The sequence below is a fragment of the Corynebacterium pseudopelargi genome (genome assembly GCF_003814005.1).
Lineage (GTDB): Bacteria > Actinomycetota > Actinomycetes > Mycobacteriales > Mycobacteriaceae > Corynebacterium > Corynebacterium pseudopelargi.
In genome coordinates this window covers 215,344-241,975 of record NZ_CP033898.1, presented here as the reverse complement: position 1 = coordinate 241,975, position 26,632 = coordinate 215,344, and the positions used below count along the sequence as shown (strand labels likewise).

Genomic DNA, 26,632 nt, shown 5'->3' with positions numbered 1-26,632 from the left:
ATATTTGCAGACTAGTTAGTCTAGAAGGAGGATCCTCATGCTTCGCATCGCAGTTGTCGGCGCAAATGCCACTGGCCTTTACCTCTCGGACCTCCTCATGTCCTGCAAGCGCCCCATGCACATCGACCTCATCGATCAAGCCCCAGCACCTGCAGGCCTCGCCCCCTATGGCAAGGGCAAGCCAAGCGCCTCTACCGTGCGCTTTATCGGCAACGTGCCCGCGGATACCGAATTAGACTCCCTCTACGACCTGGTGCTCGACACCAACTTCCAGGTGGAAATCGAGGCCAAAGCGCGCGTATCCAAAGCCATCTTTAGCACCTCCGGGAATCTGAGCGACCCCCTCAAGGCGCTTCAGGCCCGTGGCATTGCCACCACTACCTGGCTTGGTGGATTAAATCTTCCTGCCGGATATTCTCTGGCTCAGTGGCACGCACTACTCGCGACCGCAACGGGCGCTCCTGTTTGCTTCTAATAACGCTTCGAAGCGTTACCCCCAGGCCAACGGCCAGCAAGATCAACTTCAGCGGCAGGCCTGGCACGTTAATCACCATCAGCGCAGTGCCCACCAGCCCACCAAGGGCGGTGGGGTTGATGCGTGAAATGAGCCAGGCGGCAATAGGTGAGGTGATCGCGCCACCGATGAGCAGCGCGATGATCGCGCCAATATTTTCTAACAGTGCCTCGCGCATACCGAAGGCAAAACCAAGAGTGGCAGATAGTGACACAAGAAATTCCGCGGCGCTGACAGTACCTACGATCTTGCGCGGGGATTGCCTGCCCATGCTCAAAAGCGATGAGGTGGTCACAGGCCCCCAGCCACCGCCACCGGAGGCGTCGATAAAGCCACCAAAAAGCCCCAAGCAACCAAGCACTCCGCCACGATAGGAACGATGCACGCTGCGCGCCTTGCCGCGGGCAAAACGCCACAAGAGGTTCACGCCAATCAGCGCCAAGATGGTTTGGGTAATTGGTCTTGCCGCCTCAGTGGAAAGCTGCGTGAGCACATTGGCACCTAGGAAGGCGCCGATGGCCCCGGGCACACCAATTTTCAGCAGCACCTTGGCATCCACATTGCCAAATTTCCAGTGGCTAATCCCAGAACATAACGTGGTGCCCACCTCTGCGGTGTGCACCACCGCGCTGGCCTGGGCAGGGCCAAGCCCTGCCAAAAAGATCAGCATGGAGGTAGAAAGCGCACCGAAACCCATGCCGATGCCGCCGTCGACAAGCTGGGCTGCAGCACCAGCGATGGCAATGACTAGCAGCTTTTTCATACTGCCTCCTCAAATCGGGCGCGGATAATGGGCGAAAGTTTGATGCCAAGGGGCTGATCAAAGATGACCTCGCCGGGATAATCAGCCTCGCGGGCTTGGGCAAGTAATAGGCCATCGGTGACAAACAGTGGGATCACATGCAGGCGGGGATGCTTGCGGCTCAGCGCGCGAAGCTCAGCCACTCCCCCTTGGGTGGCGGCCACCTCCAACCAGCCCAAATGCTGAGCTAGTGCTTGGGCCTCGGTGCTGCGCTTGGATCCCACATGAAATAGCACCGGGGTGGCTTGTGGCTTAGGCAGCGCGGCGATAATGTCCTGGCCCATCCCCAGGGGGCGAGCCAGGGTGATCGGGGCAAAAGCCTCGGCCTCGCGCGCTGCCTGCGGTGCGTCGAAGCGGGCATGGAAGGCGTTGCTAAACAGCAGCGGCACGACCACCAGGTGTTCCTGGAGCCGCTTTGCAACAGCAGCCAAGGTGTCTTCGGAAAAATCCAAGTAGGCAACGGCCTTGGCGCCGGCTTGAAAGCTCAGCGTTGCTACATCGGCACCCGGATGGCGCGAACCGTGCGCGAGTGTGACCAGCGCGCTCACGAAAGCCCCGCAGCCAATGTGTCGCCGCTGTGCTCGTCGACGAAGAGCATGGCGCCCACCTTGCCGCGGGCAGCATAGGCCTCGATGGGAAGCGGGCGGGCAAGCAGCACGCGCACCTTGGCAATATCGTTCAGCTCCAGGGTAGGTGCCTCAAGGATCTTGGCTTTTTGCAGCGAGGATCCATAACGAATGGCCACACGCTGGCCTTGGCGCAGGCCCTGCTCGTGCAGGCTTACCACGGTGGCCTCAAATTCGCGCACGTCTTCCGGGCGGTGCTCGTCGGTGATGAGATCCCCACGGCAGAGGTCAATATCATCGGCAAGGCGCAAGACAATGGAATCGCCTGCATCACCGACACCACCATCAATACCGACGACTGTGCTGCGACGATGCCCCGGCAGCAGCACCTCATCGCCTACGCGCACGCGCCCGGTGTGCACCTGGCCGGCATAGCCTCGGTAATCGCTGGCGTGGTCGCGGATCACGTACTGAATGGGGAAACGGAAATGATCAAAATCCGGCTCCGGTAGCTCAATATGCTCCAACAACGACAGCACCGTGGGGCCTTCATACCAGCTCATATTGGAAGAAGGCTCGGCCACATTATCGCCGCGCAACGCAGAAATGGGCACAGCCTTGGGGCGCTGGATGCCAAGTTGTGCAGCGAGCGCGTGGAACTCGGCCTCGATGGCTCTAAAGGTGGCCTCATCAAAGCCAACCAAGTCAATCTTGTTTACTGCCAGGATCACATCATGCACACCCAGCAGCGCAGCCACCTGCGCGTGGCGGCGGGTTTGTTCCACCACGCCGTGGCGGGCATCGACGAGCAACACCACTACCTCGGAGGTAGAAACGCCGGTGACGGTATTGCGGGTGTACTGCACATGGCCTGGAGTATCGGCGAGGATAAACGCGCGTTTGTCAGTGGCGAAATAACGATAGGCCACATCGATGGTGATGCCTTGTTCGCGTTCGGCACGCAGGCCGTCGACAAGCAAAGAAAGGTCAAGGCCTTCAAAGCCACGATCGGCGGAGGTGCGCTCTACGCTGGCGAGCTGATCGGCGAGCACAGATTTAGTGTCGTGCAGCAGACGGCCAACGAAGGTGGATTTGCCGTCGTCGACGGATCCTGCGGTGCACAGGCGTAGGGTTTGGCGCTGGGCAAGGGCGGTGAGAGTCATCAGAAATAGCCTTCCTTTTTACGGTCTTCCATGGCAGATTCGCTGAGCCTGTCGTCGGCGCGGGTCGCTCCCCGCTCGGTCATGGTGGAGGTGGCTACCTCGGCAATCACCTCTTCAACCGTGCTGGCCTGCGAAAGCACCGCACCCGTGCACGACATATCCCCCACCGTGCGATAGCGCACCTGCTTGGTTTCTAAGGGTTGGTCTTGGCCACCCCAAGGACCTGGGCTCAGCCACATGCCGTCGCGCTCGAAGACCTCGCGCTCATGGGCAAAATAAATTGGAGGCAATGCAATGTTGCGGGCGGCGATATATTCCCAAATATCCTGTTCCGTCCAATTGGAGATCGGGAATACGCGCACGTTTTCACCAGGCTGATGGCCGCCGTTATAAAGGTTCCACAATTCAGGGCGCTGCCGGCGCGGATCCCAACCACCAAAAGCATCGCGCACAGAAAACACACGTTCTTTTGCCCGGGCTCGCTCCTCATCGCGGCGAGCCCCGCCAAGCACTGCGTCATAGCCGCGGGCTTCGATCGTCTCTACCAGCGGCACAGTTTGCAGCGGATTGCGGGTGCCATCGGAACGTTCTTGCAACTCGCCTCGATCAATCCAGTCCTGCACATACGCCACATGCAAACGCGCCCCGGTGCGCCGAACCAGATCATCGCGAAATGCAATCACCTCGGGGAAGTTATGGCCAGTATCAACGTGCAAAAGCTCAAAGGGCACCTTTGCCGGGGCGAAGGCACGCCGGGCGAGCTCGAATACCACCACCGAATCCTTGCCACCGGAAAATAGCAGCGCAGGGGTATCAAATTGCCCGGCTACCTCGCGCAAAATATGGATGGACTCGTTTTCTAGATCTTGTAAGTGCGGGGTGAGGGTTTGAGTGTTCATGAGCGAGCTCCTTCTACATGCAGGCCACATTCGGTCTTCTTATGCCCGGCCCAACGCCCAGCGCGCGGATCATCCCCGGGGCTTACCGGAAGCGTGCAAGTAGCACAGCCAATGGAGGGATAGCCCTGGGTAGTCAGCGGATGGCGAATCAGGCCTTCGGATTGGATAAATGCCTCGGTATCTTCCAGCGACCAATGAATCAGTGGAGAGATCTTCCAACGCCCAGCCGCATCCTTGCTCACGCCAGGAGCATCGGCCCGGCTTGGCCCATCGGCGCGGCGGATACCAGTGACCCAACCGGCGTAGTTGGCCAAGGTGTTGTGCAGCGGTGCTACTTTGCGCATCTGGCAGCAAGCACCGGGATCTCGCATATAGAGCATGGGGCCATACTTTTGGTCTTGTTCTTTTTTGCTCAGCTCGGCGGTGGCGCGCACGAGTGTTTGGGGATAGCGCTGCTCTACCGCGTCTGCCACCTCAAGAGTTTCCGGGAAGTGGTACTCGGTATCTAAAAAGAGGAAGTCTGCGCGGGGAAGATAGCGGTTGGCTAACTCTGCCAGCACCGTGTTTTCCATAGATAACGTCACCGCGATAGGACCTTGGACATGCTCATCGGCCCAGGTGAGGATCTCTTCTGCGCTTTTGACGGCGCTATCGAGTGCGTGGTTCATGCTTTGACCTTCGCTACGGATCGGGCGATTGCCTCGGAGGTGGATAGGGCTGGTTCGGGCTGGTGCTCGGGGGCGTTTTGGCCGTGGAAGAGCACCTCAAACACGCGCAGGCAGGCAACACAGCTCCAGGCGAAGTCGCTTTCTTCTGCCGGAAAGAGTTCTTCGCTGGCGCAATAGGGGCAGTGCAATGGGTGGTTGCGGTTAGGGTTTGGTTTGCGACGAAATTTCATTGCAGGTCCTCCTCGCTGGCGCGCAGTACCCAATCACGGAACTGCTCGCCTTCTTCGCGTTGCTGCTTGAACTTCTCCACTACGCGCACCACATAATCGCCAAGCTCGGAGGCGATTACCTTGTGCCCACGCAGCTTCCTTCCCCACTCCAGGCCCAGTGCGCCACCGAGGTGTACTTGGAAGCCTTCAACGCGGTTGCCTTCGGCATCGGTGACGGTTTGGCCTTTGAGCCCAATGTCTGCCACCTGCGTGCGAGCACAGGAATTGGGGCAGCCATTCAGTGAAATCTTCAAGGGAACGTCAAGATCACCAAGGCGAGCTTCGAGCTCGTCGACGAGCTCAATGGCCCGGGCTTTGGTGGTAACGTGCGCCAGCTTGCAAAACTCCAAGCCGGTGCAGGAGATAATGCCGCGGCGAAATTCACTCGGCGTGGAGTACAAGCCGGTGGCATCAAGGGCCTTGGAAAGCGCAGCAACGTCGCGTTCTTCTACATCGAGAAAGAGCAGTTCTTTATCCGGCGTAGTGCGGATGCGCTGAATGCCAAAGGCCTCAGCTACCTCGGCGATCTGGATGAGCTGTTCGCCAGTGGCGTGCCCAACGGTGGGTTTCACGCCCACATAGAAGCGACCATCGCGCTGCTGATGCACACCGATGTGGTCACGCGCACCCTGGTGGATGGGGGCAGAGGGGCCGTCGATAAGCGGGGCTTCTAGGTATTCCTCTTCGAGCACCTGACGGAATTTTTCAATGCCCCATTGGGCCACGAGGAATTTTAAGCGGGCGCGATTGCGCAGGCGCCGAAAGCCATAGTCGCGGAAAATGCCTGCTACACCAGCCCATACTTCCGGTACGCGCTCAAGTGGAACCCATGCACCTAAAGAGCGCGAAAGCATGGGGTTAGTGGATAGCCCACCGCCAACAAAGCATTCGAATCCGGGCCCATATTCTGGGTGTTCAAGGCCGATAAAGGCGACGTCTTGAATTTCGTGGGTGACGTCTTGGCGGGCGTTGCCGGAGATGGCCGACTTGAACTTGCGCGGTAAGTTTTGGAATTCAGGCCGCAGCAAATAGTCCTCGACGATGGCATCAATTGCCGGGGTGGCATCGATGATCTCATCGGCGGCAACCCCAGCGACCGGGGAGCCTAGGATCACGCGCGGGACATCGCCGCAGCCCATGAGGGTGGAAAGGCCTACCGCCTCAAGCCGATCCCAGATTTCTGGGACATCTTCGATGCGGATCCAGTGCAGTTGGATATTTTGGCGATCGGTGAAATCGGCGGTGGATCGGGCGAAATCCCGGGAAATTTCTCCCACCACGCGAAGCTGCTGTGGGGTCACACGCCCGCCGTCGAAGCGCACGCGCATCATAAAGAACTCATCTTGGAGCTCGGAATTATCTAATTGCCCGGTGAGTTCGCCGCCGAGATTTTGTTTGCGTTGGGTATACAGCCCGAGCCACTTAAAGCGCGGGGCTAAGTCTTCTGCGGGGATCGAGGCGAAGCCTTGTTTTGAGTAAATGTCGATCACGCGCTGTTTGGCGGAGAGCCCTTCATCTTCTTGTTTGATGCGCTCGTCGTCGTTTAAGGGTGTGGTGCCGTCGATCTTCCACTGCCCTTCGGGCTTGCGTGGGCGAGCCCTTTGGGTTCTAGGTTTTGCCGTGGTGGTGGTCATGGTGTGTTCCTTTTCATCGGGTGCCACATGTACTGCTTCATGGGCTGCCGCATGTACTGCTGCATGGGCTGCAATGCGTTGCTAAGGAACAATAGCCATACCGACTAGTCTATTTGGTACATACTTTCCGGTCTGCCAGCCTTTTATACACTGTGACCTGCTAATAAAAAATTTTTGACAGCGTGAATAAATACTGCAATGAATGAAAATACGGCTATAAATTGCGTCAAACAAGCCGTCATGCGTAATTTTCTAGACCACTTAGTCCATTTCTTTGAAAGGAACCTTTATGCCAAGCCTTCGTGTTGCTGTTGTTGGTGCCGGGCCCGCCGGGATCTACGCCTCGGACCTGTTAATCAAATCCGGCCAAGACGTCACCATCGACCTCATCGAACGCATGCCAACACCCTTCGGCCTAATCCGCTACGGCGTCGCACCAGACCACCCACGCATCAAAGGCATCATCACCAGCCTGCACAACATCCTCGACAAACCACAGATCCGCCTCATCGGCAACGTCGACGTCGGCAACGACATCACCATCGATCAACTCCGCGAATACTACGACGCCATCATCTTCGCCACCGGCGCCACCGATGACCGCGACCTTAACATCCCCGGCACCGACCTAGAAGGCTCCTACGGCGCCGGCGAATTCGTCGGCTTCTACGACGGCAACCCCGACTTCCAACGCACCTGGGACCTAAGCGCCGAACGCGTTGCCGTCATCGGTGTCGGCAACGTCGCATTAGATGTCGCACGCATCCTTGCCAAAACCGCCGACGAACTCCACACCACCGAAATCCCCGACAACGTCTACCACACCCTCAAACAAAACCAGGCCAAAGAAATCCACGTCTTCGGCCGACGCGGCCCAGCCCAAGCCAAATTCACCCCACTCGAACTCAAAGAACTCGACCACTCCGACACCATCGAAGTCATCGTCAACCCCGAAGACATCGACTACGACGACGCCTCGATTACCACCCGCCACGAATCCAAATCCCAAGACCTCGTCTGCCAAACCTTAGAGGCCTACGCCATGCGCGAACCCAAAGGCGCACCCCACAAACTGTTCATCCACTTTTTCGAATCCCCCACCGAAATCCTCGGCACCAACGGACACGTCACCGGACTGCGCACCGAACGCACCCAACTCGACGGCACCGGCAACGTCCAGGCCACCGGCACCACCACCGACTGGGACGTCCAAGCCGTCTACCGCGCCGTCGGCTACCGCTCCACCCCCATTACCGGCGTGCCCTTCGACACCACCACCCACACCATCCCCAACGACGGCGCCCACGTCACCACCACCGATGGCGAACCCATCCCAGCCCTCTACGCCACCGGCTGGATCAAGCGCGGCCCCGTAGGCTTAATCGGCAACACCAAATCCGACGCCAAAGAAACCACCACCGCATTGCTAAACGACTGGAACCAAGGCCACCTCACCCCAGCACCCAACCGCGACCCCCAAGCCATCATCAACCACCTGAGCACCAACAACATCCCCATCACCACCTGGGACGGCTGGTACCAACTCGACCAACAAGAACGCACCCTCGGCCAACAAGAAGGACGCGAACGCAAAAAAATCGTCGAATGGGACGAGATGGTGCGTCATGCCCACGCAAAGGCTCTAAGGTAAACAACGTGCAAACTACCCTTGGCATCATCGGCATCGTATTGTCCCTTCCCGCGTGGGGGATGTTCATCGCCGCGGTCGCTCGGCTCTATCGCCTCATCGGCAGCGGCCGCCCCTCCCCTGGGCGCAGCGATCAACCACTACGACGCCTCGCAGTGATGCTCAAGGAAGTCTTCTTCCACACCGAAATGATGCGCAAACCAGCGGTGGCAATTGCCCACTGGTTTGTCATGTTGGGCTTCATCATCGGTTCCCTGGTGTGGTTCGAGGCCTATATCCAAACCTTCGACCCCGCCGGCGGTTGGCCGCTGCTTTCTTCCTGGAGCATCTACCACTTCCTAGAAGAGGTCTTAGCCATCGGCACGGTTGCAGGCATTACCTTCCTGTTTGCCCTTCGCTTGAGCATCGGCGGGCGTAAGCGCCTTGCCCGCTTCTACGGCTCGAACTCCATTGCCGCTTTCTTTGTAGAGGCCGTGGTGTTTATCGAAGGCGCCGGCATGCTCTTAGTCAAGGCCGGCAAAATCGCCACCTATGGCCACGCCACCTGGGCAGACTTCCTCACCCGCCACATCGCCACGCTCCTTCCGGCTTCGCCAAACCTGGTGAGCATCTTTGCTTTAGTCAAGCTCTTAAGCGGCATGGTGTGGCTCGTGGTGATCGCATTGAACCTGCGCTGGGGTGTGGCCTGGCACCGCTTCTTGGCATTTTTCAACATCTTCTTCCGCCGCAATATCGACTCCAAAGCACTCGGCGGCCTGCCCACCATCGATTTGGAGGAATCGGTGGGCGTGGGAACGCTCGAAGATGCTCCCTGGAAGATGCTTCTCGACGCCACCACTTGCACCGAGTGCGGCCGCTGCCAGGAACAATGCCCCGCATGGCATACGGAAAAACCCTTGAGCCCCAAGATGCTCATGACAGATCTGCGTGATGCGGCCATCGGAGGTTCACTCGGCCCGATCGTCGGTGATGTGATCAGCGAAGACGTGCTGTGGAGCTGCACCAATTGCGGTGCCTGCGTGGAGCAATGCCCCGTGGATATTGAACACCTCGACCACGTTTCCGCCATGCGCCGCTTCCAAGTGTTGGCCGAATCCCAGTTCCCCTCCGAGCTGACCAGCCTGTTTAAAAACCTTGAAACCAAGGGCAACCCCTGGGGCCGCAACGCCCGCGAGCGCGCCACTTGGATTGAAGAGGCACGCCGCGATGGCCTCGAAGTGCCGGTCATTAGCGAGGGCGTAGAAGAATTCGAGTACCTCTTCTGGGTTGGTTGCGCCGGCGCCTTCGATGATGAAGCCCGCAAGACCACCCGCGCTGTCGTGGAATTGCTGCATACCGCTGGCGTGAAATTCGCGGTGCTTTCCAAGGACGAAACCTGCACCGGCGACCCGGCGCGACGCGCGGGCAACGAGTTCCTCTTCCAGATGCTGGCCACCGAGAACGTGGAAACGCTCAACGCCGCCTTTGAGGGCATGCCCAGGCGCAAGATCATCACCACCTGCCCGCACTGCTTTAATACCCTGCTCAACGAGTACCCGGACTTTGATGGGCACTTTGAGGTCTTCCACCACACGCAGTTGCTCAACCGCCTGGTGCGCGAAGGCCTACTCAAGCCCGTGCCGCGCAGTGCAGAAAACCGCAAGCCGATCACCTACCACGATCCCTGTTTCTTGGGCCGCCACAACAAGGTGTTTGATCCCCCGCGCGAACTCCTCGGCGTTTCCGGCGTGCAGCTTCAAGAGATGCCTCGCAATAAAAACGAGGGCTTCTGCTGTGGCGCAGGTGGCGCGCGCATGTTTATGGAAGAAACCATCGGCACCCGCATCAATGAAAATCGTGCCGCCGAAGCAGTGGGAACGGGTGCGGAGGAAATCGCCACAGGCTGCCCCTTCTGCAACACCATGCTCACCACGGGCGTCAAAACCCAAGAGTCCCGCCCGGCCGTGAAAGACGTAGCCCAAATGCTTCGCGATGCCGTGCTTATCGACGGCCAACTGCCGCCTCGTCACGAACCTGCCTTCTTGGACGAGCCGATGCGCAGGAAAACGGAAAAGCCACAGACGCCTCCTACCCCAGAATCTGCCACCCAAAGCAAGCCTGCCCCTGCCGTGCCAGCTCCCAGTGGGGTTACACCGCCAGCACCAGCCGCACCTCCTGTGCCAGGTGGGGCAACGCCTCCTGCACCTGGTGGGGCAACGCCACCGGCACCAGGTAAAGCCACACCTCCAGCACCCGGTGGAGCCACGCCTCCTGCACCAGGCGGAGCGACGCCTCCTGCCCCAGGTAAAGCGACGTCTCCCGCACCCGGCGGAGCCACACCCACTGCCCCAGGTAAAGCGACGCCTCCCGCACCCGGCGGGGCAACGCCTCCTGCGCCAGGTAAAGCCACACCACCAGCGCCACCCGTGCCTCCCGCTCCAGGTGGTGCAACGCCTCCGGCACCAGCCGCGCCTCCTGCACCCGGCGGGGCAACGCCACCAGCGCCAGGTAAAGCCACGCCTCCAGCACCCGGCGGAGCGACGCCTCCCGCTCCAGGTAAAGCAACGCCACCCGCTCCGGGCAACGCCACACCACCTGCCCCAGGTAAAGCCACGCCTCCAGCACCCGGTAGTGCAACGCCTCCCGCGCCAGGTAAAGCAACGCCACCAGCACCACCCGTGCCGCCCGCACCCGGTGGGGCCACACCCCCTGCGCCAGGTAAAGCCACGCCACCAGCGCCCGGCGGGGCGAAGCCACCGGCACCACCCGTGCCTCCAGCACCCGGTGTTGCAACGCCACCCGCTCCGGGCAACGCCACACCACCTGCCCCAAGTAAAGCCACGCCTCCAGCACCCGGTAGTGCAACGCCTCCCGCGCCAGGTAAAGCAACGCCACCAGCACCACCCGTGCCGCCCGCACCCGGTGGGGCCACACCCCCTGCGCCAGGTAAAGCCACGCCACCAGCGCCCGGCGGGGCGAAGCCACCGGCACCACCCGTGCCTCCAGCACCCGGTGTTGCAACGCCACCCGCTCCGGGCAACGCCACACCACCTGCCCCAAGTAAAGCCACGCCTCCAGCACCCGGTAGTGCAACGCCTCCCGCGCCACCAGCGCCACCCGCTCCGGGCAACGCCACACCACCTGCGCCGGGTAAAGCAACACCACCCGCACCCGGCAACGCCACACCACCGGCACCACCGGTGCCTCCAGCGCCTACACTTAATCAGCAGCAGGAGGAGGAAAATGACTAACCCGTATTCACCCGATTACCGAATTGGCGACGAAGAACGTCGACAAGCAATGGAGCAACTTGGTGCCCACTACGCCCAAGGGCGCCTGACGTTTGTGGAATATGACGAGCGCGTGCAGCAAGTGGCTGCGGCCACCATGCGAAGCGAACTGCTTCAGATGTTCGACGATCTTCCCCAGCATCAGCGCGCTATTGCTCCAACGCAGATGTACAGCTTGGAGGAGATCGAGGCTTCGCGGAAGTCGGGGCGCAATATCCGTGGCGGGATCATGGGTTTAAGTTCCGTCGCTGTGCTGGCGCTTATCTCGGGTTGGGAGCAGCTTGCTCCGCTCTTCTTCCTCATCCCAGCCGTGTACATCCTGCTCTATGTGATGAAGGTAGGCCCTGCTTCTTGGCATGCCCCAAGCCCTAAGCAGTTGGAACGGCAGCGCATCCGCGAAATCACTGCCGCACAGCGCCAGGAAATTGCGGCCTTAGAGGCTCAGGCTCAAGCGCAAAAGGCGCAGCAGCGCGCCCAGCGCAAGATGCGTCGCGAGGAAATGAATACGGCGGCAACAGAAATTGCCTCTGATGTTCTCAAGCGCTTCCGTCAGCGCTAACATGTGGGAATGAGCAGCAACGAGAACCAGCGTCGCATTCGCCGCACTTTTGACCAGTCCGAGAAGCTAAAAGATGTGCTCTATGAGATTCGCGGACCAGTGACGGCGGAAGCCGAGCGCATGGAGCTCGACGGGCACCGCATTCTAAAGCTCAACACCGGTAATCCCGCCGTCTTCGGCTTTGAGGCACCCGATGTGATTATGCGCGACATGATCGCCGCGCTGCCCACCTCTCAGGGCTATTCCACTTCTAAGGGCATCATCCCTGCGCGCCGAGCCATTGTGACTCGCTATGAGGTGATCCCCGGCTTCCCCTCCTTCGACGTGGAGGACGTTTATCTGGGCAATGGTGTGTCAGAGCTGATTTCCATGACCACCCAGGCCTTGCTCAACGACGGCGATGAGGTGCTCATTCCCAAGCCGGACTATCCCCTGTGGACGGCCGCGACTTCCCTGGCCGGTGGTAAGCCGGTGCATTACCTGTGCGATGAAGAAGACGATTGGAACCCTTCCATCGAGGACATCAAATCTAAGGTAAATGAAAACACCAAGGCCATCGTGGTGATTAACCCGAATAATCCCACGGGTGCGGTGTATTCGCGCGAGGTGCTGCAGCAGATCGTGGACATTGCCCGCGAGCATGACCTGCTGATTCTTGCTGATGAGATCTATGATCGCATCCTCTATGACGATGCCGAGCACATCTCCATTGCCACCCTGGCACCCGACCTGCTGTGCATCACCTACAACGGCTTGTCTAAGGCCTACCGCGTGGCTGGCTACCGCGCCGGCTGGATGGTGGTGACTGGTCCCAAGCAGTATGCACGCGGTTTTATTGAAGGCTTGGACTTGCTCGCCGGTACTCGCTTGTGCCCCAATGTTCCAGCCCAACACGCCATCCAGGTGGCATTAGGCGGTAGGCAGTCGATTTATGATCTCACTTCCGCCTCCGGCCGCTTGACCGAACAGCGCAATGTCACTTACGAGAAGCTGAACCAGATCCCTGGCATTAGCTGTGTGAAGCCCATGGGCGCGCTCTACGCCTTCCCGAAAATCGATCTCAACTACTATGATATTCATGACGACGCCCAGCTCATGCTGGATCTGTTGCGCGCAGAAAAAATCTTGATGGTGCAAGGCACCGGCTTCAACTGGGATAAGCCCGACCACTTCCGAGTAGTCACCCTCCCCTGGGCCTCCCAGCTCTCCGAGGCTCTGGACCGCCTAGGCAACTTCCTCGCCGACTATAAGCAATAAGGAGCATCAGCCAATGAGCAAGTCCCTACCCCAGCGCTTGCTCATCATCTTTCTTCTTTGCTGCACGCTCGGCACCGCGATTGGCCTCGTCGTATTTTGGCCACGCACGGCCCCCGAAGTTGCCCCGAGCTTTAGCCAAACATTCAGCCTTGGGCAAAAGCTTGTCGACGCCACCGTCGTCGCCGTCACCGAGGGCAGTTGCACCAGCGATCAGGTGGGTCAGCGTTTTAGTACCTCACCGCGCCACATTCCAGGCCAAGACGCCAATTGCACCTGGGTCATTGCCGAGCTCGCAGACGGCGACAGAACCTTAATCCTGAACACCGGAACCCCCGGCGAGCCGGATCTTGAAGTAGGCCAACACATCTTGCTCAATGAGCAGCTCGCGTTCGTGGATTTCAAACGTGATACCCCGCTGCTGCTATGGGCGCTGCTGACCATCGCCGCTGTCAGTGCCCTTGCGTTATGGCGAGGGGTACGCGCAATCATTGGCCTGGTTATGGCAATGGCGGTGGTGGCGATCTTCACCCTGCCGGCGCTTGCCAATGGCACCAATCCGGCAGCCGTGGCGTTGCTCAGCGGCTCAGTGATCCTCCTGCTCGCCGTTTTCTTTGTGCACGGCATGAATTGGAAAAGCGCTTCCGCATTAGCAGGAACGTTGACAGCCCTATGCGTTGCCGCAGCCCTGGCGCAGCTTTCGCTCCAACACACGCATGTTCGCGGCTTGGGCCAGGAGGATAACCTCCAAGTCCTGCTGTATTTGCCGGAAGTATCTATTCAGGGGCTCATGCTGTGCGGTTTTATTATCGGCGCCTTGGGAGTGCTCAATGACGTGACTATTGCGCAGGCATCCACGGTGCAAGAACTTTCCTCCCTAGACCCCAAGGCACGTCCCCTGCGCCTTTTCTTTGGCGCCATGAAGGTGGGGCAAGATCATATCGCCTCCATGATGTACACCTTGGTTCTGACTTACACCGGCGCATCTTTGCCGCTGCTGTTACTCCTCAGCCTTTCTGAACGCTCCCTGTCGCAGACACTCACCAGCGACGTCATGGCCACCGAGTTGCTGCGTTCAGCGATCGGCATCTTGGCGCTCACGCTTGCCGTCCCCATCACCACCTTGATTGCCGCTTGGACTACGCCCCGAGAACACAAAGCCCCTCGCCACGCGCGGCATAGGGCTAGGCCATAGAACTCAGCGGGTACAGGGGTTCGTCGAAAAGCAAAAGCCCGAGCCGAAGCCCGGGCTGTTGTTGCGTTATGTGCGTGTGTATTGGGGGAGATCATCAAGATCAGCGGCGCCTAGTGTTCCAATCGCCTCGTCATCAGTGCGAGCCAAGTGGATTGCAGCAACCAGCAGCAAACCCCACACCACTGCGAGGTAGAGCACCATCACCACGATTGTTGTTGTCGACATTTACTTGCGCTCCAATCGTGCTCGACGCTCATTCAAAGACTCATAGGGGTTATCCAGATGCTGGCCAAAAGGCGCGCCCTTACCCGTTAGAGGAACACCGAAGTCTCCCTGCGGCGGACCATCGACGATGGTGCCCTTTGGCCACGGAATCTTCGACATAATCAGCGCCCCGCCGTAGAGGAAGATAGCCAAGCCCCAGCCAAAGATCAGGACCTTGCCACTTGGATAGCCCTCATAGCCTTCGCTGAGCAACGTTGCTACCTCCAGCACGAAGGTGGTACCCAGCACGATGGGAGTAATCACCATCAGCGAGAGATCCCACCAGCGACCAAGGCGGATGGAGCTAACGGCATTGACGTGGGCGCGCAGCTCAGGCAGGCGCTTGAGTATCCAGCCGATCAGCACAATGGACACCAGCGCGATAAAGACGATGCCCACCACGTTGACGAACTTATCCACAATGTCCAAGGTGGCAAGGCCGGTGGTGACGGGGAAGAACACCATGGACGGAATGGCGCAGGCAATGCATACGAGCACCGATGCGCGGCGGCGACCCAGGTGGAGCTTTTCTTGGATGCCAGCAACGACTACTTCCACGATGGTGACCAGTGAGGTGAAACCAGCGAGGAAGAGTGAGCCGAAGAACAGCACGCCGAAGAAGGGGCCGCCTGGCATCGCGTTGATGATGGTTGGGAAGGCCACAAAGGCCAGGCCAATGCCGGAGCTGACAACCTCATCTACCGCGCTTCCCTGGCTTGCGGCCATAAAGCCCAAGGTGGCGAACACGCCGATGCCGGCGAGCACCTCGAAGGCAGAATTGGAAAGCCCAACGACTGCGCCAAGGCCGGAGATATCTGAGCGGCGCTTGAGGTAGGAGGCCTGCGTCATCATGATGCCGAAGGCGATAGCCAGCGAGTAGAAGATCTGGCCATAGGCGGCCATCCATACCTGCGGGTTAAACAGCGCCGACCAATCGGGGGTGAAAAATGCCTCGAGGCCCACGGAGGCACCGGGGAGGAACAAGGCGCGCACCACAAGAATTAAGAAGAGCAGAATCAGCACCGGCACGGAGATTTGAGAAAGCAAACCCATGCCTTTGCGCACGCCCATCGCCATCACGGCGGTGAGTGCAAGCCATACAACACCAAGCACGATAAAGATTGGCCAGATCACCTCAGTGGAGTTCAGGGAGGTGGTATCGGCGTGGAGGTACTGCTCGAAGAAGAAGGCGTTGGGATCTTCACCCCAGCTCAGCTTGAAGGAGTACCAGGTGTACATGGCAGCCCACGCGAGGATCACGCAGTAGTAGACGGCGATGATGAAGGTAATGCCTACCTGCACCCAACCCACTGCTTCTGTGCGCTTGGAAATTCGACGCCAGACAAGTGGCGCCGAGCCGCGGAAACGGTGCCCGAGTACGTAGTCGAGGATGAGCACCGGCACACCAGCAGTCAGCAGGGCGATGACGTAGGGAAAGAGGAAGGCGCCGCCGCCGTTATCGTATGAGATATAGGGGAATCGCCAGATGTTACCGAGTCCAATCGCCGAGCCGATGGCGGCGAAGATGAACATGGAACGTCCGGCGAAGGTTTCACGTGCTTTAGACACTGTTGCTTGCTCCTTTGCCCAGGGCTGAGGGTGTGCCCTGTCTGCTGAAATCTAAGCGCAAAGATGCAGCAAAGCCCAAATCTCGCGTTGGTTATTTACTCAGGCGAGTCTGACCACCTTCCACCCGGCGGCTTGCCAGGCGCCTTTATCCAGCACTCCGCGAGCGTCCACCACCAGTGGTTCCACCACAAGCCCCCTGGCCCACGCCGGATCAATCATGGCGAATTCTCGCCACTCAGTTGCTATCACCACACCATGCGCACCGCGTAGGGCTGCTTCGAGCTTATCGACGTCACACGGTGCCATCGGGTCATAACTACATGGTGTGCCACCGGCTGCTTTGATCTGCGAAGCCACATCAATTGCTGGCGAATCGCGAGTATCGTCGGTGCCCGCCTTAAACGCGGTGCCAAGCACTGCCACACGCTTGCCGCGCACATCGCCTAAACCTTCGATGGCGCGCTGGCGCTGGCGAGCATTGACTGCATCTACATGGCGTAGCAACCCCACAGCAGAGGTGGCGCCCACTTCTTCGGCAATATGTCCAAGGCCACGAATATCCTTTGGCAAGCATCCCCCACCAAAGCCCAAGCCGGCGTGCATAAACTTCTGGCCAATACGAGGGTCCAAGCCCATGGCCTTGGCCAAAGTGGAGGTATCCGCACCTACTTCTACACACACGTTTCCGATGGCATTAATAAAGCTCAGCTTGGTGGCCAAGAAAGCATTGGAGGCCAGCTTGACCATCTCTGCTGTTTCGCGATCACACGAAACTACAGGGCAGCCACGCCCAATGGGCACGGCCCACAGTTCACGCAGGAGCTGATCTGCTCGGGCAGTGCGGGCACCGATGACGATGCGGCTTGGTCGCAGCGTATCTTCCACGCCGCGGGTTTCCCTTAAAAACTCAGGATTCCAAGCCACTTCAATATCGCATAGCGATTCCAAGTGCGCCGCGGTGCCGGGCGGCACGGTGGATTTGCCAACGATCAAGTGATCCTCACCCTGCAGTACCCCTGCAAGCCCACGCACCACTGATTCGAGGGCGCTCAGGTCGAGGCCTTGTTGGCCTTGGGGGGTTCCTACAGCGAGGAAGTGGATAGAGCAAGAGGCTGCGTCGGCAAGCTCAGTGCTCCAACGCAGCCTCTCGTTGTTTTTCTGTAACAACTCGTTCAAGCCGGGTTCATAAAAGGGCGCTTTTCCGGATCGAAGAGTCTGAATTTTTGCTTCTTCGACATCGATGCCGACCACCTCATGGCCCAACGCCGCCAAACAGGCCGCATGTGTAGCTCCAAGGTAACCGCATCCAATGACGCTGATTCGCATATTTTTACCTAAAGTTCAAGTAAGCCTTGCTCGGTGTCGGGCCTCGTTGCCCCTGATACTTCGAGCCCAAAGCCCCAGAACCATAAGGAACCTCGGCCGGGCTCGTCATCTTAAACAGCGCGAGCTGTCCAACCTTCATGCCCGGCCACAAGGTGATAGGCAGATTTGCCACATTGGAAAGCTCCAAAGTGATGTAGCCGGAGAAGCCGGGGTCGATGAATCCCGCAGTTGAGTGCGTAAGCAAACCAAGACGCCCCAAAGAAGACTTCCCCTCAAGCCTGCCTGCCATATGAGCAGGCAAGGTGAACTTCTCCAGCGTGGAACCAAGCACGAACTCACCAGGGTGCAGCACGAAGGGTTCATCTTCGGCCACCTCAACCAAACTGGTCAGCTCATCTTGCTGCTGCTTCGGATCGATGTGGGTATAACGCGAATTATTGAACACGCGGAAGAAGCGGTCCATGCGCACATCCACCGAAGAAGGCTGGATCAGCTCGGGGGCAAAGGGCTCAATTTTGAGGTCACCGGCATCGATGGCCTCTTTGATGTCGTGGTCGGAATACAGCACGATTTGCAGTGTAGTGCAGGGTTATCAGAGTCTCACCTCGAAGTGCTAAAGTGAACCCAGCGCCGGCGTAGTTTAATGGCAGAACATCAGCTTCCCAAGCTGAGAGCGCGAGTTCGATTCTCGTCGCCGGCTCCACTTCACTCGCGTGAAACAACACGCACTCACCTGGGGTAGGCCCGAGAAGCAATGCATCATCACCATAAGATCCCCGTAGTCTTACTCCCCGGGCTGGCCATCCCTGCAAGCGCATGGGACGAGCTTCGAAGCTTTTTGCCGCACTCCTATGCCTTTGATCGCCTTGGCTCCGGGCAAGCATTTCATCTAGAAGATCAGGTTCTATCGCTACTGCAACAGATGGATGCGCACGGCATCGAACGAGCAAAGCTTGTGGCGCACTCGATGGCTTCGTTTATCGGCGAAGCCGCCTGCCGCCTGCACCCCGAACGCTTTACTCGATTGATCTTGGTGGATGGGAGCTACGAGGAGCGTCGAAAAGCGTGCTTGCACATACCTATTGAAAAACTCATCCCCCATGCCACCTTGCGCGCAATCGTGCAGGAGTGGCGATCCTATTCCTTTTGGGCCAATGAGTTACGCGAGATACAGCGCAGCCACCCATTACGCACCCGAACCGTAGTGATTGCCGCATACGCTTGCAGGCCGGGGCGCTGGGTGCGGAAACTTCGCCGCCAAGCCCAGCAATTATCAGCGCTCTTTGTGCCTATGCAGGGATCGCACCGCTTGATGCTTGATCGGCCCGAAGCCATCGCTGCGCTCATACGCGAAGATCCACCACAGGCTCAGCGCCATGATGGATACGCGCTGTAACACAAAGGTGCCGGGAAGCTGAAGCACAATCGCCGCAGTGAGCACCAGCACCGCAATAACGTGGAGAGCGCCCAAGAGCCTGCCTTTGTGCCCGGCGCGCCATGCGAAGATCACGGTGGCGATCGATCCGATGCCTGCGAACGTAGAACTCACCTCATGAGCCCAGGCGCTCGGCGTCATGCACGCAGCGCTTCTGAGCAGTTCATCAGAGGTGAATTGGGAAACGCAGTGGAGCGGGAATGTTGCTTCAACCGCGGTGGAGAGCAAAAAGAGCCACCAAAATACATGGCCCTTGCGCACGGTGGGAAGCAGCAACAACACCGCGAGCAGATCGCCCGCCCGGAACACCCATGCCCAAGGTTGGCCGGTGGCGGCGAGTTCGCTCACCAAAGGCGCATCGAGGGCTGGGTTGAGCAGCGGGCCTAGGATCCAGGAGTTATAGGCTATGGCCGCCGCGATCAGCCACGCACGAGCACTCAAGCGGAATGCTCCAGCGTGGTGGTCATCTTATTGGCAATCAGCGCGAAGGCCAGCAGGCTCAGCAGGGTGACGATGAGCCCAATGCCAGCAGAGGAAGTGATCGCCAGCGTGACATAACCAAGCAGCGCCGCGGTGCCGCCAATGAGTGCGTAGGGCAACTGGGTTGCCACGTGAACGATGTGCGAGCAGCCAGCGCCGGTGGACGACAAGATGGTGGTATCGGAAATCGGTGAGCAGTGATCGCCTAGCACCGCGCCTGCGAGCACTGCACCGATGGCCGGTACGAGGAAGTCTGGCTCATTCAGCGAGACCATGATCTCACCTGCGATGGGAATGAGCAGGCCGAAGGAGCCCCAGGATGTGCCCGTGGAAAAGGCCATGAAGCCTGCGATGAGGAACATCAGAGGAATCAGCCAGTTCACCGAAACATTTGCCCCTTCTACCAGGGAGGCCAGGTAGTTGCCGGTGCCGAGCTCTCCGATGAGGCTGCCCAAGGTCCATGCCAGCAACAAGATGGCAATGGCGGGCATCATGGACTTTGCGCCACCTGCAACGCCGCGTCCGAGCACACCTGCGTGGAAATCGGGGTTCTGGCGGGTTACGGCGATGTAGCAGGCCAGTGCCGCGATGGTGCCCAAGGTGCCGCCGATGATCAGCGACTCATTGACCTTGGTGTTGGCAAACATGTCCAGCAAAGACCAGGAGCCACCTTCAAGGCCACCGGTGATCATCATGGTGCCCACCACGCCTACGACGAGGACGATGAAGGGAATAACCAGGGCGCGGATCTTGCCTGGATCATGCACCGGCAGATCCTCGGAGAGCTCGCCGGGGATCTCGTCTTCTGCAGAGAAGGTTTCGCCCTTGGCAATGGCGCGGTACTCCTCGCGGCGCATGGAGCCGATATCGATTTGGAAGAACACCACCAGCAGCACGAAGATCACAGCACCGATGGCGTAGTAATTCGCGGCAGCGGCGCTGAGGAAGGCCTGCATGGGGCTTCCGGTGTAGGCCGAGGCCGCTACCACTGGGGCGAGCAGGCCGATGATGGATGCGCCCCAAGAGGAAAAGGGTGCCAGCACCGCCACCGGAGCAGAGGTGGAGTCGATCACGTAAGCAAGCTTGGCGCGGGCCACCCTGTATTTATCGGTCACAGGCTTGGCAATTTGACCCACGGCAAGTGCATTGAAGTAATCATCAATGAAGATGGCGATGCCCAACAGCACTGCAAGGCCCTGGGCTCCCCTGCGGCTTTTGATCTTTGAGGCAGCCCAATCCGAAAAGGCTGCGGAACCGCCACTCATCAAGATCAGGGCGGTGATCACGCCAAGGAGCAAGAGGAACACCATGATGTAAATGGAGCCTGTATTGATTTCGCCTTCGCTATAGAAGTTGGCGGCAAAGGCATTCCATACATTGGCAATCGAAGCCCCCGGGGCAAAGTTGGCCAGCAGGATGCCGGCGGCAATGATGCCGAGGCCAAGGCTTAACAGCACCTTGCGGGTAATGATCGCCAAGGTAATGGCGATGATCGGTGGCAAAATTGTTAGCACCGGGTGGGCTTCGACCATGTCATGCTCCTTGTGTGGTTTTTCGCAATTAGATTACCCCTAACAACACCTCGCCCCTGGGTTGCGGTCTTGTTCCTTGTAGTGCTCGCGCCAAAACTCTTTGCGGCTCATTGGCGCATGGGTGCAACCGGAGCGCTCGTGGAATTCCACATAGCGCTCATATTTATCTGCACCCATCACGCCTTTGAGGAATTTGATCATGACCTCGCCTTTGCTTCTTTGTACTGCTTCCACTGCTTTTCAAGCTCGCGCTCGGAGTGGGTGGGCACAAGATCTGCAGGTGCGTAGATCTGGGATTCCACATAGGGATCATCGTGATCCACGATCTTCTTCGTGCGAATCGCCTGGATGGTGCGCAAGGCGGAGATTCCCACCACGATCAAGGTAAGCACCACGAAGAGGATGGAAAGCGAACCCTGCACCAAGGTATTGCGCACCACGGCTTCGATCGCCTCCGGAGAGCTGGCGGTGCCATAGCTTTGGGCACCCGATTCCAAGGCCTCTTTAGCCTTGAAGTGGTTGGCCCAGTAGCCGATCTTTGGGTCTGAAGAAAAGATCTTGTAATAGGACCCTACGACGGTGACCACTACGTCGAAAAGCAAAGGAACGATGATGATCCACAGGTACTTCACACGGCCCTTATGCGCGGCGATGCTCAAGCACACGGCCAGGGCGATGGCTGCGAGCAGTTGGTTGGCAATACCGAAAAGCGGGAAGAAGGTGTTGATGCCGCCAAGCGGATCGGTCACGCCCAACACCAAGATGCCGCCCCAGCCGGCAACCATGACTGCGGTGGTGATCCACACGCCCAAACGCCAGGAAGAATCTTGGAATTTCGGAATGAAATTGCCCAGGGTGTCTTGGAGCATGAAGCGGGCAACGCGGGTGCCGGCATCCACGGCGGTGAGGATAAAGAGAGCCTCAAACATGATGGCGAAGTGATACCAGAAGCTCATCAAATCCAGACCAGGCAGCATTCGGTGCATGATGCCCGCCATGCCAACAGCAAGGGTGGGAGCACCGCCAGTGCGAGAGACGATGGTGTGCTCTCCTACCGCCTCTGCCGTACCGGAAAGCTGATCGGGGGTGACATGCACACCGCTAAGCCCAAGGGAGTTTACAAAGGCTGCCGCACCCTCCACCGTGCCAAGTGTGGCGCCGGGGCCTGCATTCATGGCGAAGTAAATACCACGATCCACCGTCAAGGCCGCAACGAAGGCCATGATGGCCACGAAGGATTCCATGAGCATGCCGCCATAACCAATGAAGCGGGTCTGGCGTTCTTTTTCTACCAGCTTCGGTGTGGTGCCAGAGGCAATCAGAGCGTGGAAGCCAGAAAGCGCACCGCAGGCGATGGTGACAAAGAGGAAGGGGAACAGCGGGCCGGTAAAGACTGGGCCGTCGGAACGATAGGCAAATTCAGACATTGCCGGCACGGAGATCTCAGGGCGCACCACCACGATGCCGATGGCTAGAAGGACGATGGTGCCGATCTTCATAAAGGTAGAAAGGTAATCGCGCGGTGCGAGCAAGAGCCACACCGGCAACACGGCGGCCACGAAGCCGTAGATGATCACAGCCCACGCCAAGGTGGTGCGCTCGAGGGTGAGGTGTTCAATGCCCCACGCCGAGGAGCCCACATAGCCACCGCCGATAATGGCGGCGATGAGCAGCACGAAGCCGATCACCGATACTTCCATCACGGCACCGGGGCGGATATAGCGCAGGTAGATGCCCATAAACAGCGCGATGGGGATGGTCATACCCACCGAGAACACACCCCAGGGGGATTCACCAAGAGCATTGACCACCACGAGGGCCAAGATGGCGGTGATGATGATCATGATGGCCAAGGTGGCGATGATTGCTGCATAGCCGCCGATGGGGCCGAGTTCATCCTTGGCCATCTGTCCTAGGGAACGTCCGCCGCGGCGCATGGAGAAGTGCAGGACGAGGTAATCCTGGACGGCGCCGGCGAAGATCACGCCCACGATGATCCAGATGGTGCCGGGCAAAAAGCCCATTTGTGCCGCAAGCACTGGGCCAACCAGCGGTCCGGCGCCGGCGATCGCCGCGAAGTGGTGCCCGTAGAGCACGCGGCGGTCGGTGGGCATGTAGTCTTTGCCGTCTTCTTTGTATTCGGCGGGTGTGGCGCGGGAATCGTCCGGGCGCACGAGTTTATCTTCGATGAATTTGGCGTAGAAGCGATAAGCAATGAAGTAACTGCATACCGCGGCGAATACGAACCAGATGCCGTTGACGGTTTCGCCGCGCACAATCGCGATCATCACCCAGGCCACGCCGCCGAGCAATGCGATGGCTGACCATAGAAGAATTTTCTTGAGTGTCCAGGTGCTATGGTCACGTTCAAGCTGCTCAGGCTCCACGTGATTGGGTGGTCTGCTGACTGTGGTGGTCATATTCGCCTCCTTTTAGGCTCCACATTTGAGGGGTTCACCTTCGAGGGGAAGGTGGTATAGCCTCAAGATTAGTGTTTTTTAGCGAACACACAGTAGGCGAAAATGATCTAGCTCTCAGTTCTGATGGCATAGCCTTTCGCAACACAAAATGACCACTTAACAACCATTTCGGCTTTGTAAACACTCCGGCTTGCCCTATTATCCGGAGGGTACACACTCACTTACGGTCGCAAATGGCTGTACTAGCAGCAGAAAGATCACGGTCTTGGCAAAAGCAATTGAACCCGCTGTTGAAGCCTCCGGCGACCCAGTCGAGGTAGAACCGGCAGTCGTTGCCCACGACATTGCCGTGCGAGGCGAGGAAGGCCCGGCATATGGCCCACTCGACGTGGAAATCCCAGGTGAAGGGCTCACCATCCTCAACGGGCGCGGCGGTTCAGGCCGCACCGCGCTCGCGCTCACCATTTCCGGGCGCATGAAGGTAAACGAAGGCGAAATCACCGTCCTCGGCGAATCTGAGCCCAAAAAGATCCGCAACATGGTGGCCATCGCCGGCGTTGAGTCGATCGATGCCCTCGACCGATCGGTCAAGGTTCACGAGATCCTCACCGAGCACCGCGCTTGGTCCAATCTCTGGATCTCCTGGACCAAACCAGCAGATGAGGCCTACCGCGACGAGCTTTGTTCCTTCGTATTTGGCCACCGCGATCTACCACCACTGGATGTGTATATCTCACAACTTTCCAGCCTGGATCGCATCTTGTTGCGCATCTGCCTTGCCTTAAAGCCCGCCAATGGGGCCGAGATCAAGATGCTGGTCATGGACGACTTTGAGCAGGTTCGCGAACAAGAAGATCGCCTGGTGCTGCTGCACTCGCTGCAAAGAATCGCAGAAAAGATCCCCGTCGTGCTCAATGCCGTGAACCCCGTCGAGGGCGTAGAGCACCACCAGATTGAACTGTTTACCGACGAAGGCCACCTCCAGCCCGAGAACACCGGCCGCCACCATAAGGACGAGAAATGATTTCCGGATTCCACATCGGCACGGAACTTCGCCGATTCAAACGAGCAAAACTCGCGCGCGTGGCCATCGTCGCAGTGATTTTGATGCCACTGCTGTACTCCGCGCTCTACCTCTGGGCGTTTTGGAACCCCTTTGGCAACGTAAGCAAGCTGCCCATCGCATTGGTGAACTCCGATAAGGGCATCACCGTGCAGGGCAAAGAGCTTGAAGCCGGCGATCAGATCGTCAAAGCCCTCCACGAAAATAAAGAGCTGACCTGGACCGAGACCTCGGCTGAGGATGCCTCCAAGGGCGTGAAAGACGGCGAATACTACTTCGCCCTGGAGATTCCTGAGAATTTCTCCCAGGCAGTAGCCTCCCCCACCACCGATGACCCCCAAAAAGCCCAATTGCGCGTGACCTACAACGACGCCAATGGCTATCTCTCTACCCTGATCGGCCAAAATGCGATGCGCGAGCTGTTGCAGGTTGTCTCCGATGAGCTGGGCGCCCAGGTGGTTGATCAGATCCTCTTAGGCGTCGTGGATGCCGGCACGGGCCTGCGCATGGCAGCCGAAGGCGCCGGAAAGCTCGAAAACGGCGCGAACAGCCTCGAAAGCGGCTTAGTAAAGCTCACCGACGGTGCCAATACGCTCAACACCAAACTTGGCGATGCCGAAGACGGCTCCAAGAAACTCGCCGCCGGTGCCAATGAGCTTTCCGACGGCACCTCGAAGCTGGCCAACGGCGCAGGGCAACTTGCTGGCGGCACCGCACAGTTAAACGCCGCGGTAGATGAGGCCACTGGAAAACTCAGCGCACTGACTGGTGGCGTTGGTGAACTCGCCGGCGGCATCGATCAAGCAGGCAAGGGCGCTTCCGCCATCAACGATGGTGTGCAGGCCCTGCAGGCCAAGGCCGATGAAGTAACCGAGCTGCAAACCTTAAACTCTGAGACGGCCCGCGATATTGCCCGCCAATTGCGCCTTATTCCCGGCCGCCAAACCAACCTTCTGGCAGATCAGCTTGATCAGCTTGCCGTTGCCATCGACACCAATGCCCTGGGCAAGGATTCCATCTACACCGCCCAAATCCGCGAGCTTTCCGACGGCACAGCACAACTGGCCTATCAACTCTCTGATCCCAACGCCCCACTTCGTGGCGGCGTAGAAGAGCTACGCTCGGGCACCCAGCAACTGCCAGGCAAACTCGGCGAGCTGCAAAATGGTGTGAAACAACTCAACGATGGTGCCCAGGCCTTAAACCAAGGCGCACTGGCCCTAAACCAGGGCGCAACCCAGCTTTCTACCGGCGCCAATGAGCTTTCCACTGGCATCACCCAGCTACATGCCGGTGCCGGTGAATTGGCCACCAATATGGTCACGGCAGAAGATGGCGCCAAGCAGCTTGCAGATGGCTCCAGCGAGCTGCACGATAAGCTCGCCGAAGGTGCCCGCCAGGTGCCTCAGTGGAATGAACAGCAGCGCCTCGACACCGCCACCGTGGTGGGCGGGCCGGTGATGCTCACCTCGGGCAATGATGCCGGCGAGAACACCTTCGGCGCAGGCCTTGCACCCTTCTTCTTCTCCCTGGCGCTGTTTATCGGTGGCATCATCGTGTTCCTGCTGCTTCGCCCCATGCAGGCACGCGCAGTAGCAAGCGGCGTTGCCCCACTGCGCGCCGCACTCGATGGCCTCTGGCCGGCAGCGCTGATCGTCACCCTGCAAGCAACGGCAGTGTTCCTGGTGACCATCTTCGGCGTTGGCCTCAACCCGGTGTACCCGGTAGCACTCTGGCTCTTCTCCATCCTGGTCGCGGTGGTATTTGCGGCACTGAACCAAATGTTTAACGTGCTGCTTGGGCCTGGACCAGGCAAGGTTGCGGCCATGGCCTTCCTCATGCTGCAGATCATCGCCTCCGGTGGCCTTTATCCGGTGCAGACAGAACCGAAGATTGTTGAGTTCTTCGCCCCGGTCAACCCCATGACCTACACCGTCAATGGCTTCCGTCAGCTCATTTACGGATCCCTCGATGAGCGCCTGCCCATTGCCATTGTGGTGCTCCTGCTGGTGCTGGCCGGCTGCCTGACGGCCACAGCGCTGGGTGCACGCCGCGACCGCACCTGGACAATGAAGCGCTTGCACCCAGCCATTAATATCTAGG

At 58.9% G+C, this 26,632-nt stretch carries 23 protein-coding genes, 1 tRNA gene and 1 pseudogene; 10 read left to right on the top strand and 15 right to left on the bottom strand.

What is annotated here, in order from left to right; all coding sequences use genetic code 11:
• Positions 1-37 precede the first annotated feature (37 nt).
• The gene (locus CPPEL_RS01130; protein WP_123959352.1) at positions 38-475 is read left to right on the top strand and encodes a hypothetical protein; all 438 of its coding nucleotides are present in this window, start codon (positions 38-40) and stop codon (positions 473-475) included.
• Here the strand turns inward: CPPEL_RS01130 and CPPEL_RS01125 are convergent.
• Genes CPPEL_RS01125 through CPPEL_RS01095 form a run of 7 tightly spaced genes read right to left on the bottom strand, consistent with a single transcriptional unit; the run spans position 378 to position 6,515 of the window.
• Positions 378-1,277: a sulfite exporter TauE/SafE family protein gene (locus tag CPPEL_RS01125; protein ID WP_123959350.1), complete on the bottom strand. Its 900-nt coding sequence runs from the start codon at positions 1,275-1,277 to the stop codon at positions 378-380. The two genes, CPPEL_RS01130 and CPPEL_RS01125, sit on opposite strands and share 98 nt — an antisense overlap.
• A complete protein-coding gene (locus CPPEL_RS01120) occupies positions 1,274-1,864 on the bottom strand; it encodes a sirohydrochlorin chelatase (protein ID WP_164470336.1) in 591 nt (196 codons plus the stop codon). Before CPPEL_RS01120 ends, CPPEL_RS01125 begins: the two co-directional genes overlap by 4 nt.
• On the bottom strand, positions 1,861-3,045 hold the full coding sequence (locus CPPEL_RS01115; RefSeq protein WP_123959346.1) for a sulfate adenylyltransferase subunit 1: 1,185 nt from the start codon (positions 3,043-3,045) through the stop codon (positions 1,861-1,863). Before CPPEL_RS01115 ends, CPPEL_RS01120 begins: the two co-directional genes overlap by 4 nt.
• On the bottom strand, positions 3,045-3,944 hold the full coding sequence (gene cysD, locus CPPEL_RS01110) for a sulfate adenylyltransferase subunit CysD (RefSeq protein WP_123959344.1): 900 nt from the start codon (positions 3,942-3,944) through the stop codon (positions 3,045-3,047). The genes CPPEL_RS01115 and cysD overlap by 1 nt, the downstream gene beginning before the upstream one ends.
• Positions 3,941-4,657: a phosphoadenylyl-sulfate reductase gene (locus tag CPPEL_RS01105; RefSeq protein WP_425453816.1), complete on the bottom strand. Its 717-nt coding sequence runs from the start codon at positions 4,655-4,657 to the stop codon at positions 3,941-3,943. Before CPPEL_RS01105 ends, cysD begins: the two co-directional genes overlap by 4 nt.
• Positions 4,609-4,842, bottom strand: a complete 234-nt coding sequence (locus CPPEL_RS01100; protein ID WP_123959340.1) for a hypothetical protein — start codon at positions 4,840-4,842, stop codon at positions 4,609-4,611. Before CPPEL_RS01100 ends, CPPEL_RS01105 begins: the two co-directional genes overlap by 49 nt.
• Entirely contained in the window at positions 4,839-6,515 is a 1,677-nt protein-coding gene (locus CPPEL_RS01095) for a nitrite/sulfite reductase (RefSeq protein ID WP_123959338.1), read from the bottom strand. Before CPPEL_RS01095 ends, CPPEL_RS01100 begins: the two co-directional genes overlap by 4 nt.
• Positions 6,516-6,804: 289 nt before the next feature.
• Here CPPEL_RS01095 and CPPEL_RS01090 point away from each other — a divergent pair, with 289 nt between their 5' ends.
• Genes CPPEL_RS01090 through CPPEL_RS01070 form a run of 5 tightly spaced genes read left to right on the top strand, consistent with a single transcriptional unit; the run spans position 6,805 to position 14,440 of the window.
• Entirely contained in the window at positions 6,805-8,166 is a 1,362-nt protein-coding gene (locus tag CPPEL_RS01090; RefSeq protein WP_123959336.1) for an FAD-dependent oxidoreductase, read from the top strand.
• Positions 8,121-11,393 carry a heterodisulfide reductase-related iron-sulfur binding cluster gene (locus CPPEL_RS01085; protein ID WP_123959334.1) on the top strand — a complete coding sequence of 1,091 codons (3,273 nt, stop codon included), beginning with the start codon at positions 8,121-8,123 and terminating at the stop codon, positions 11,391-11,393. Before CPPEL_RS01090 ends, CPPEL_RS01085 begins: the two co-directional genes overlap by 46 nt.
• A complete protein-coding gene (locus CPPEL_RS01080; RefSeq protein ID WP_123959332.1) occupies positions 11,386-11,991 on the top strand; it encodes a DUF1707 SHOCT-like domain-containing protein in 606 nt (201 codons plus the stop codon). Before CPPEL_RS01085 ends, CPPEL_RS01080 begins: the two co-directional genes overlap by 8 nt.
• 9 nt (positions 11,992-12,000) lie before the next feature.
• Complete coding sequence (locus tag CPPEL_RS01075) at positions 12,001-13,248, top strand: pyridoxal phosphate-dependent aminotransferase (RefSeq protein WP_123959330.1); 1,248 nt, start codon at positions 12,001-12,003, stop codon at positions 13,246-13,248.
• Between the two features lie 13 nt (positions 13,249-13,261).
• Complete coding sequence (locus tag CPPEL_RS01070) at positions 13,262-14,440, top strand: YibE/F family protein (protein ID WP_123959328.1); 1,179 nt, start codon at positions 13,262-13,264, stop codon at positions 14,438-14,440.
• A gap of 66 nt (positions 14,441-14,506) precedes the next feature.
• Here the strand turns inward: CPPEL_RS01070 and CPPEL_RS01065 are convergent, their stop codons facing one another.
• The 4 genes from CPPEL_RS01065 to dcd all read right to left on the bottom strand — a co-directional run bounded on the left by CPPEL_RS01065 (position 14,507) and on the right by dcd (position 18,167).
• Positions 14,507-14,665, bottom strand: coding sequence for a methionine/alanine import family NSS transporter small subunit (locus CPPEL_RS01065; protein ID WP_123932984.1), 159 nt, complete (start codon positions 14,663-14,665; stop codon positions 14,507-14,509).
• A complete protein-coding gene (locus CPPEL_RS01060; RefSeq protein WP_245990468.1) occupies positions 14,666-16,273 on the bottom strand; it encodes a sodium-dependent transporter in 1,608 nt (535 codons plus the stop codon). It lies immediately after the preceding gene.
• 99 nt (positions 16,274-16,372) lie between these two features.
• Positions 16,373-17,599, bottom strand: coding sequence for a UDP-glucose dehydrogenase family protein (locus CPPEL_RS01055; protein WP_206423907.1), 1,227 nt, complete (start codon positions 17,597-17,599; stop codon positions 16,373-16,375).
• 4 nt (positions 17,600-17,603) lie between these two features.
• Positions 17,604-18,167, bottom strand: coding sequence for a dCTP deaminase (gene dcd / locus CPPEL_RS01050; RefSeq protein WP_123932982.1), 564 nt, complete (start codon positions 18,165-18,167; stop codon positions 17,604-17,606).
• Positions 18,168-18,228: 61 nt separating this feature from the next.
• Between dcd and CPPEL_RS01045 the strand changes: the two genes are divergently transcribed.
• Both CPPEL_RS01045 and CPPEL_RS11390 read left to right on the top strand, forming a co-directional pair.
• Positions 18,229-18,302: transfer RNA gene (locus CPPEL_RS01045), tRNA-Gly, on the top strand.
• Positions 18,303-18,353: 51 nt separating this feature from the next.
• Positions 18,354-18,881 (top strand): annotated as a pseudogene (locus tag CPPEL_RS11390) (alpha/beta fold hydrolase); the annotation flags it as partial.
• Here CPPEL_RS11390 and CPPEL_RS11245 read toward each other — a convergent pair.
• From CPPEL_RS11245 to CPPEL_RS01020, 4 genes are read right to left on the bottom strand one after another with little or no spacing between them, the layout of a single operon-like run.
• Positions 18,873-19,475 carry a DUF998 domain-containing protein gene (locus CPPEL_RS11245; protein WP_123959324.1) on the bottom strand — a complete coding sequence of 201 codons (603 nt, stop codon included), beginning with the start codon at positions 19,473-19,475 and terminating at the stop codon, positions 18,873-18,875. The pseudogene CPPEL_RS11390 and the gene CPPEL_RS11245 overlap by 9 nt on opposite strands.
• Entirely contained in the window at positions 19,472-21,046 is a 1,575-nt protein-coding gene (locus CPPEL_RS01030) for a Na+/H+ antiporter NhaC family protein (protein WP_123959322.1), read from the bottom strand. Before CPPEL_RS01030 ends, CPPEL_RS11245 begins: the two co-directional genes overlap by 4 nt.
• A 39-nt stretch (positions 21,047-21,085) precedes the next feature.
• Positions 21,086-21,247: a YbdD/YjiX family protein gene (locus CPPEL_RS01025; RefSeq protein WP_123932974.1), complete on the bottom strand. Its 162-nt coding sequence runs from the start codon at positions 21,245-21,247 to the stop codon at positions 21,086-21,088.
• Complete coding sequence (locus tag CPPEL_RS01020) at positions 21,244-23,466, bottom strand: carbon starvation CstA family protein (protein ID WP_123959320.1); 2,223 nt, start codon at positions 23,464-23,466, stop codon at positions 21,244-21,246. Before CPPEL_RS01020 ends, CPPEL_RS01025 begins: the two co-directional genes overlap by 4 nt.
• Before the next feature lie 265 nt (positions 23,467-23,731).
• Here CPPEL_RS01020 and CPPEL_RS01015 point away from each other — a divergent pair, with 265 nt between their 5' ends.
• Together CPPEL_RS01015 and CPPEL_RS01010 are read left to right on the top strand one after the other, a co-directional pair.
• Positions 23,732-24,490, top strand: coding sequence for a P-loop NTPase family protein (locus CPPEL_RS01015; RefSeq protein ID WP_245990467.1), 759 nt, complete (start codon positions 23,732-23,734; stop codon positions 24,488-24,490).
• Positions 24,487-26,631 carry a YhgE/Pip domain-containing protein gene (locus CPPEL_RS01010; RefSeq protein ID WP_123959318.1) on the top strand — a complete coding sequence of 715 codons (2,145 nt, stop codon included), beginning with the start codon at positions 24,487-24,489 and terminating at the stop codon, positions 26,629-26,631. The genes CPPEL_RS01015 and CPPEL_RS01010 overlap by 4 nt, the downstream gene beginning before the upstream one ends.
• Position 26,632 lies beyond the last annotated feature (1 nt).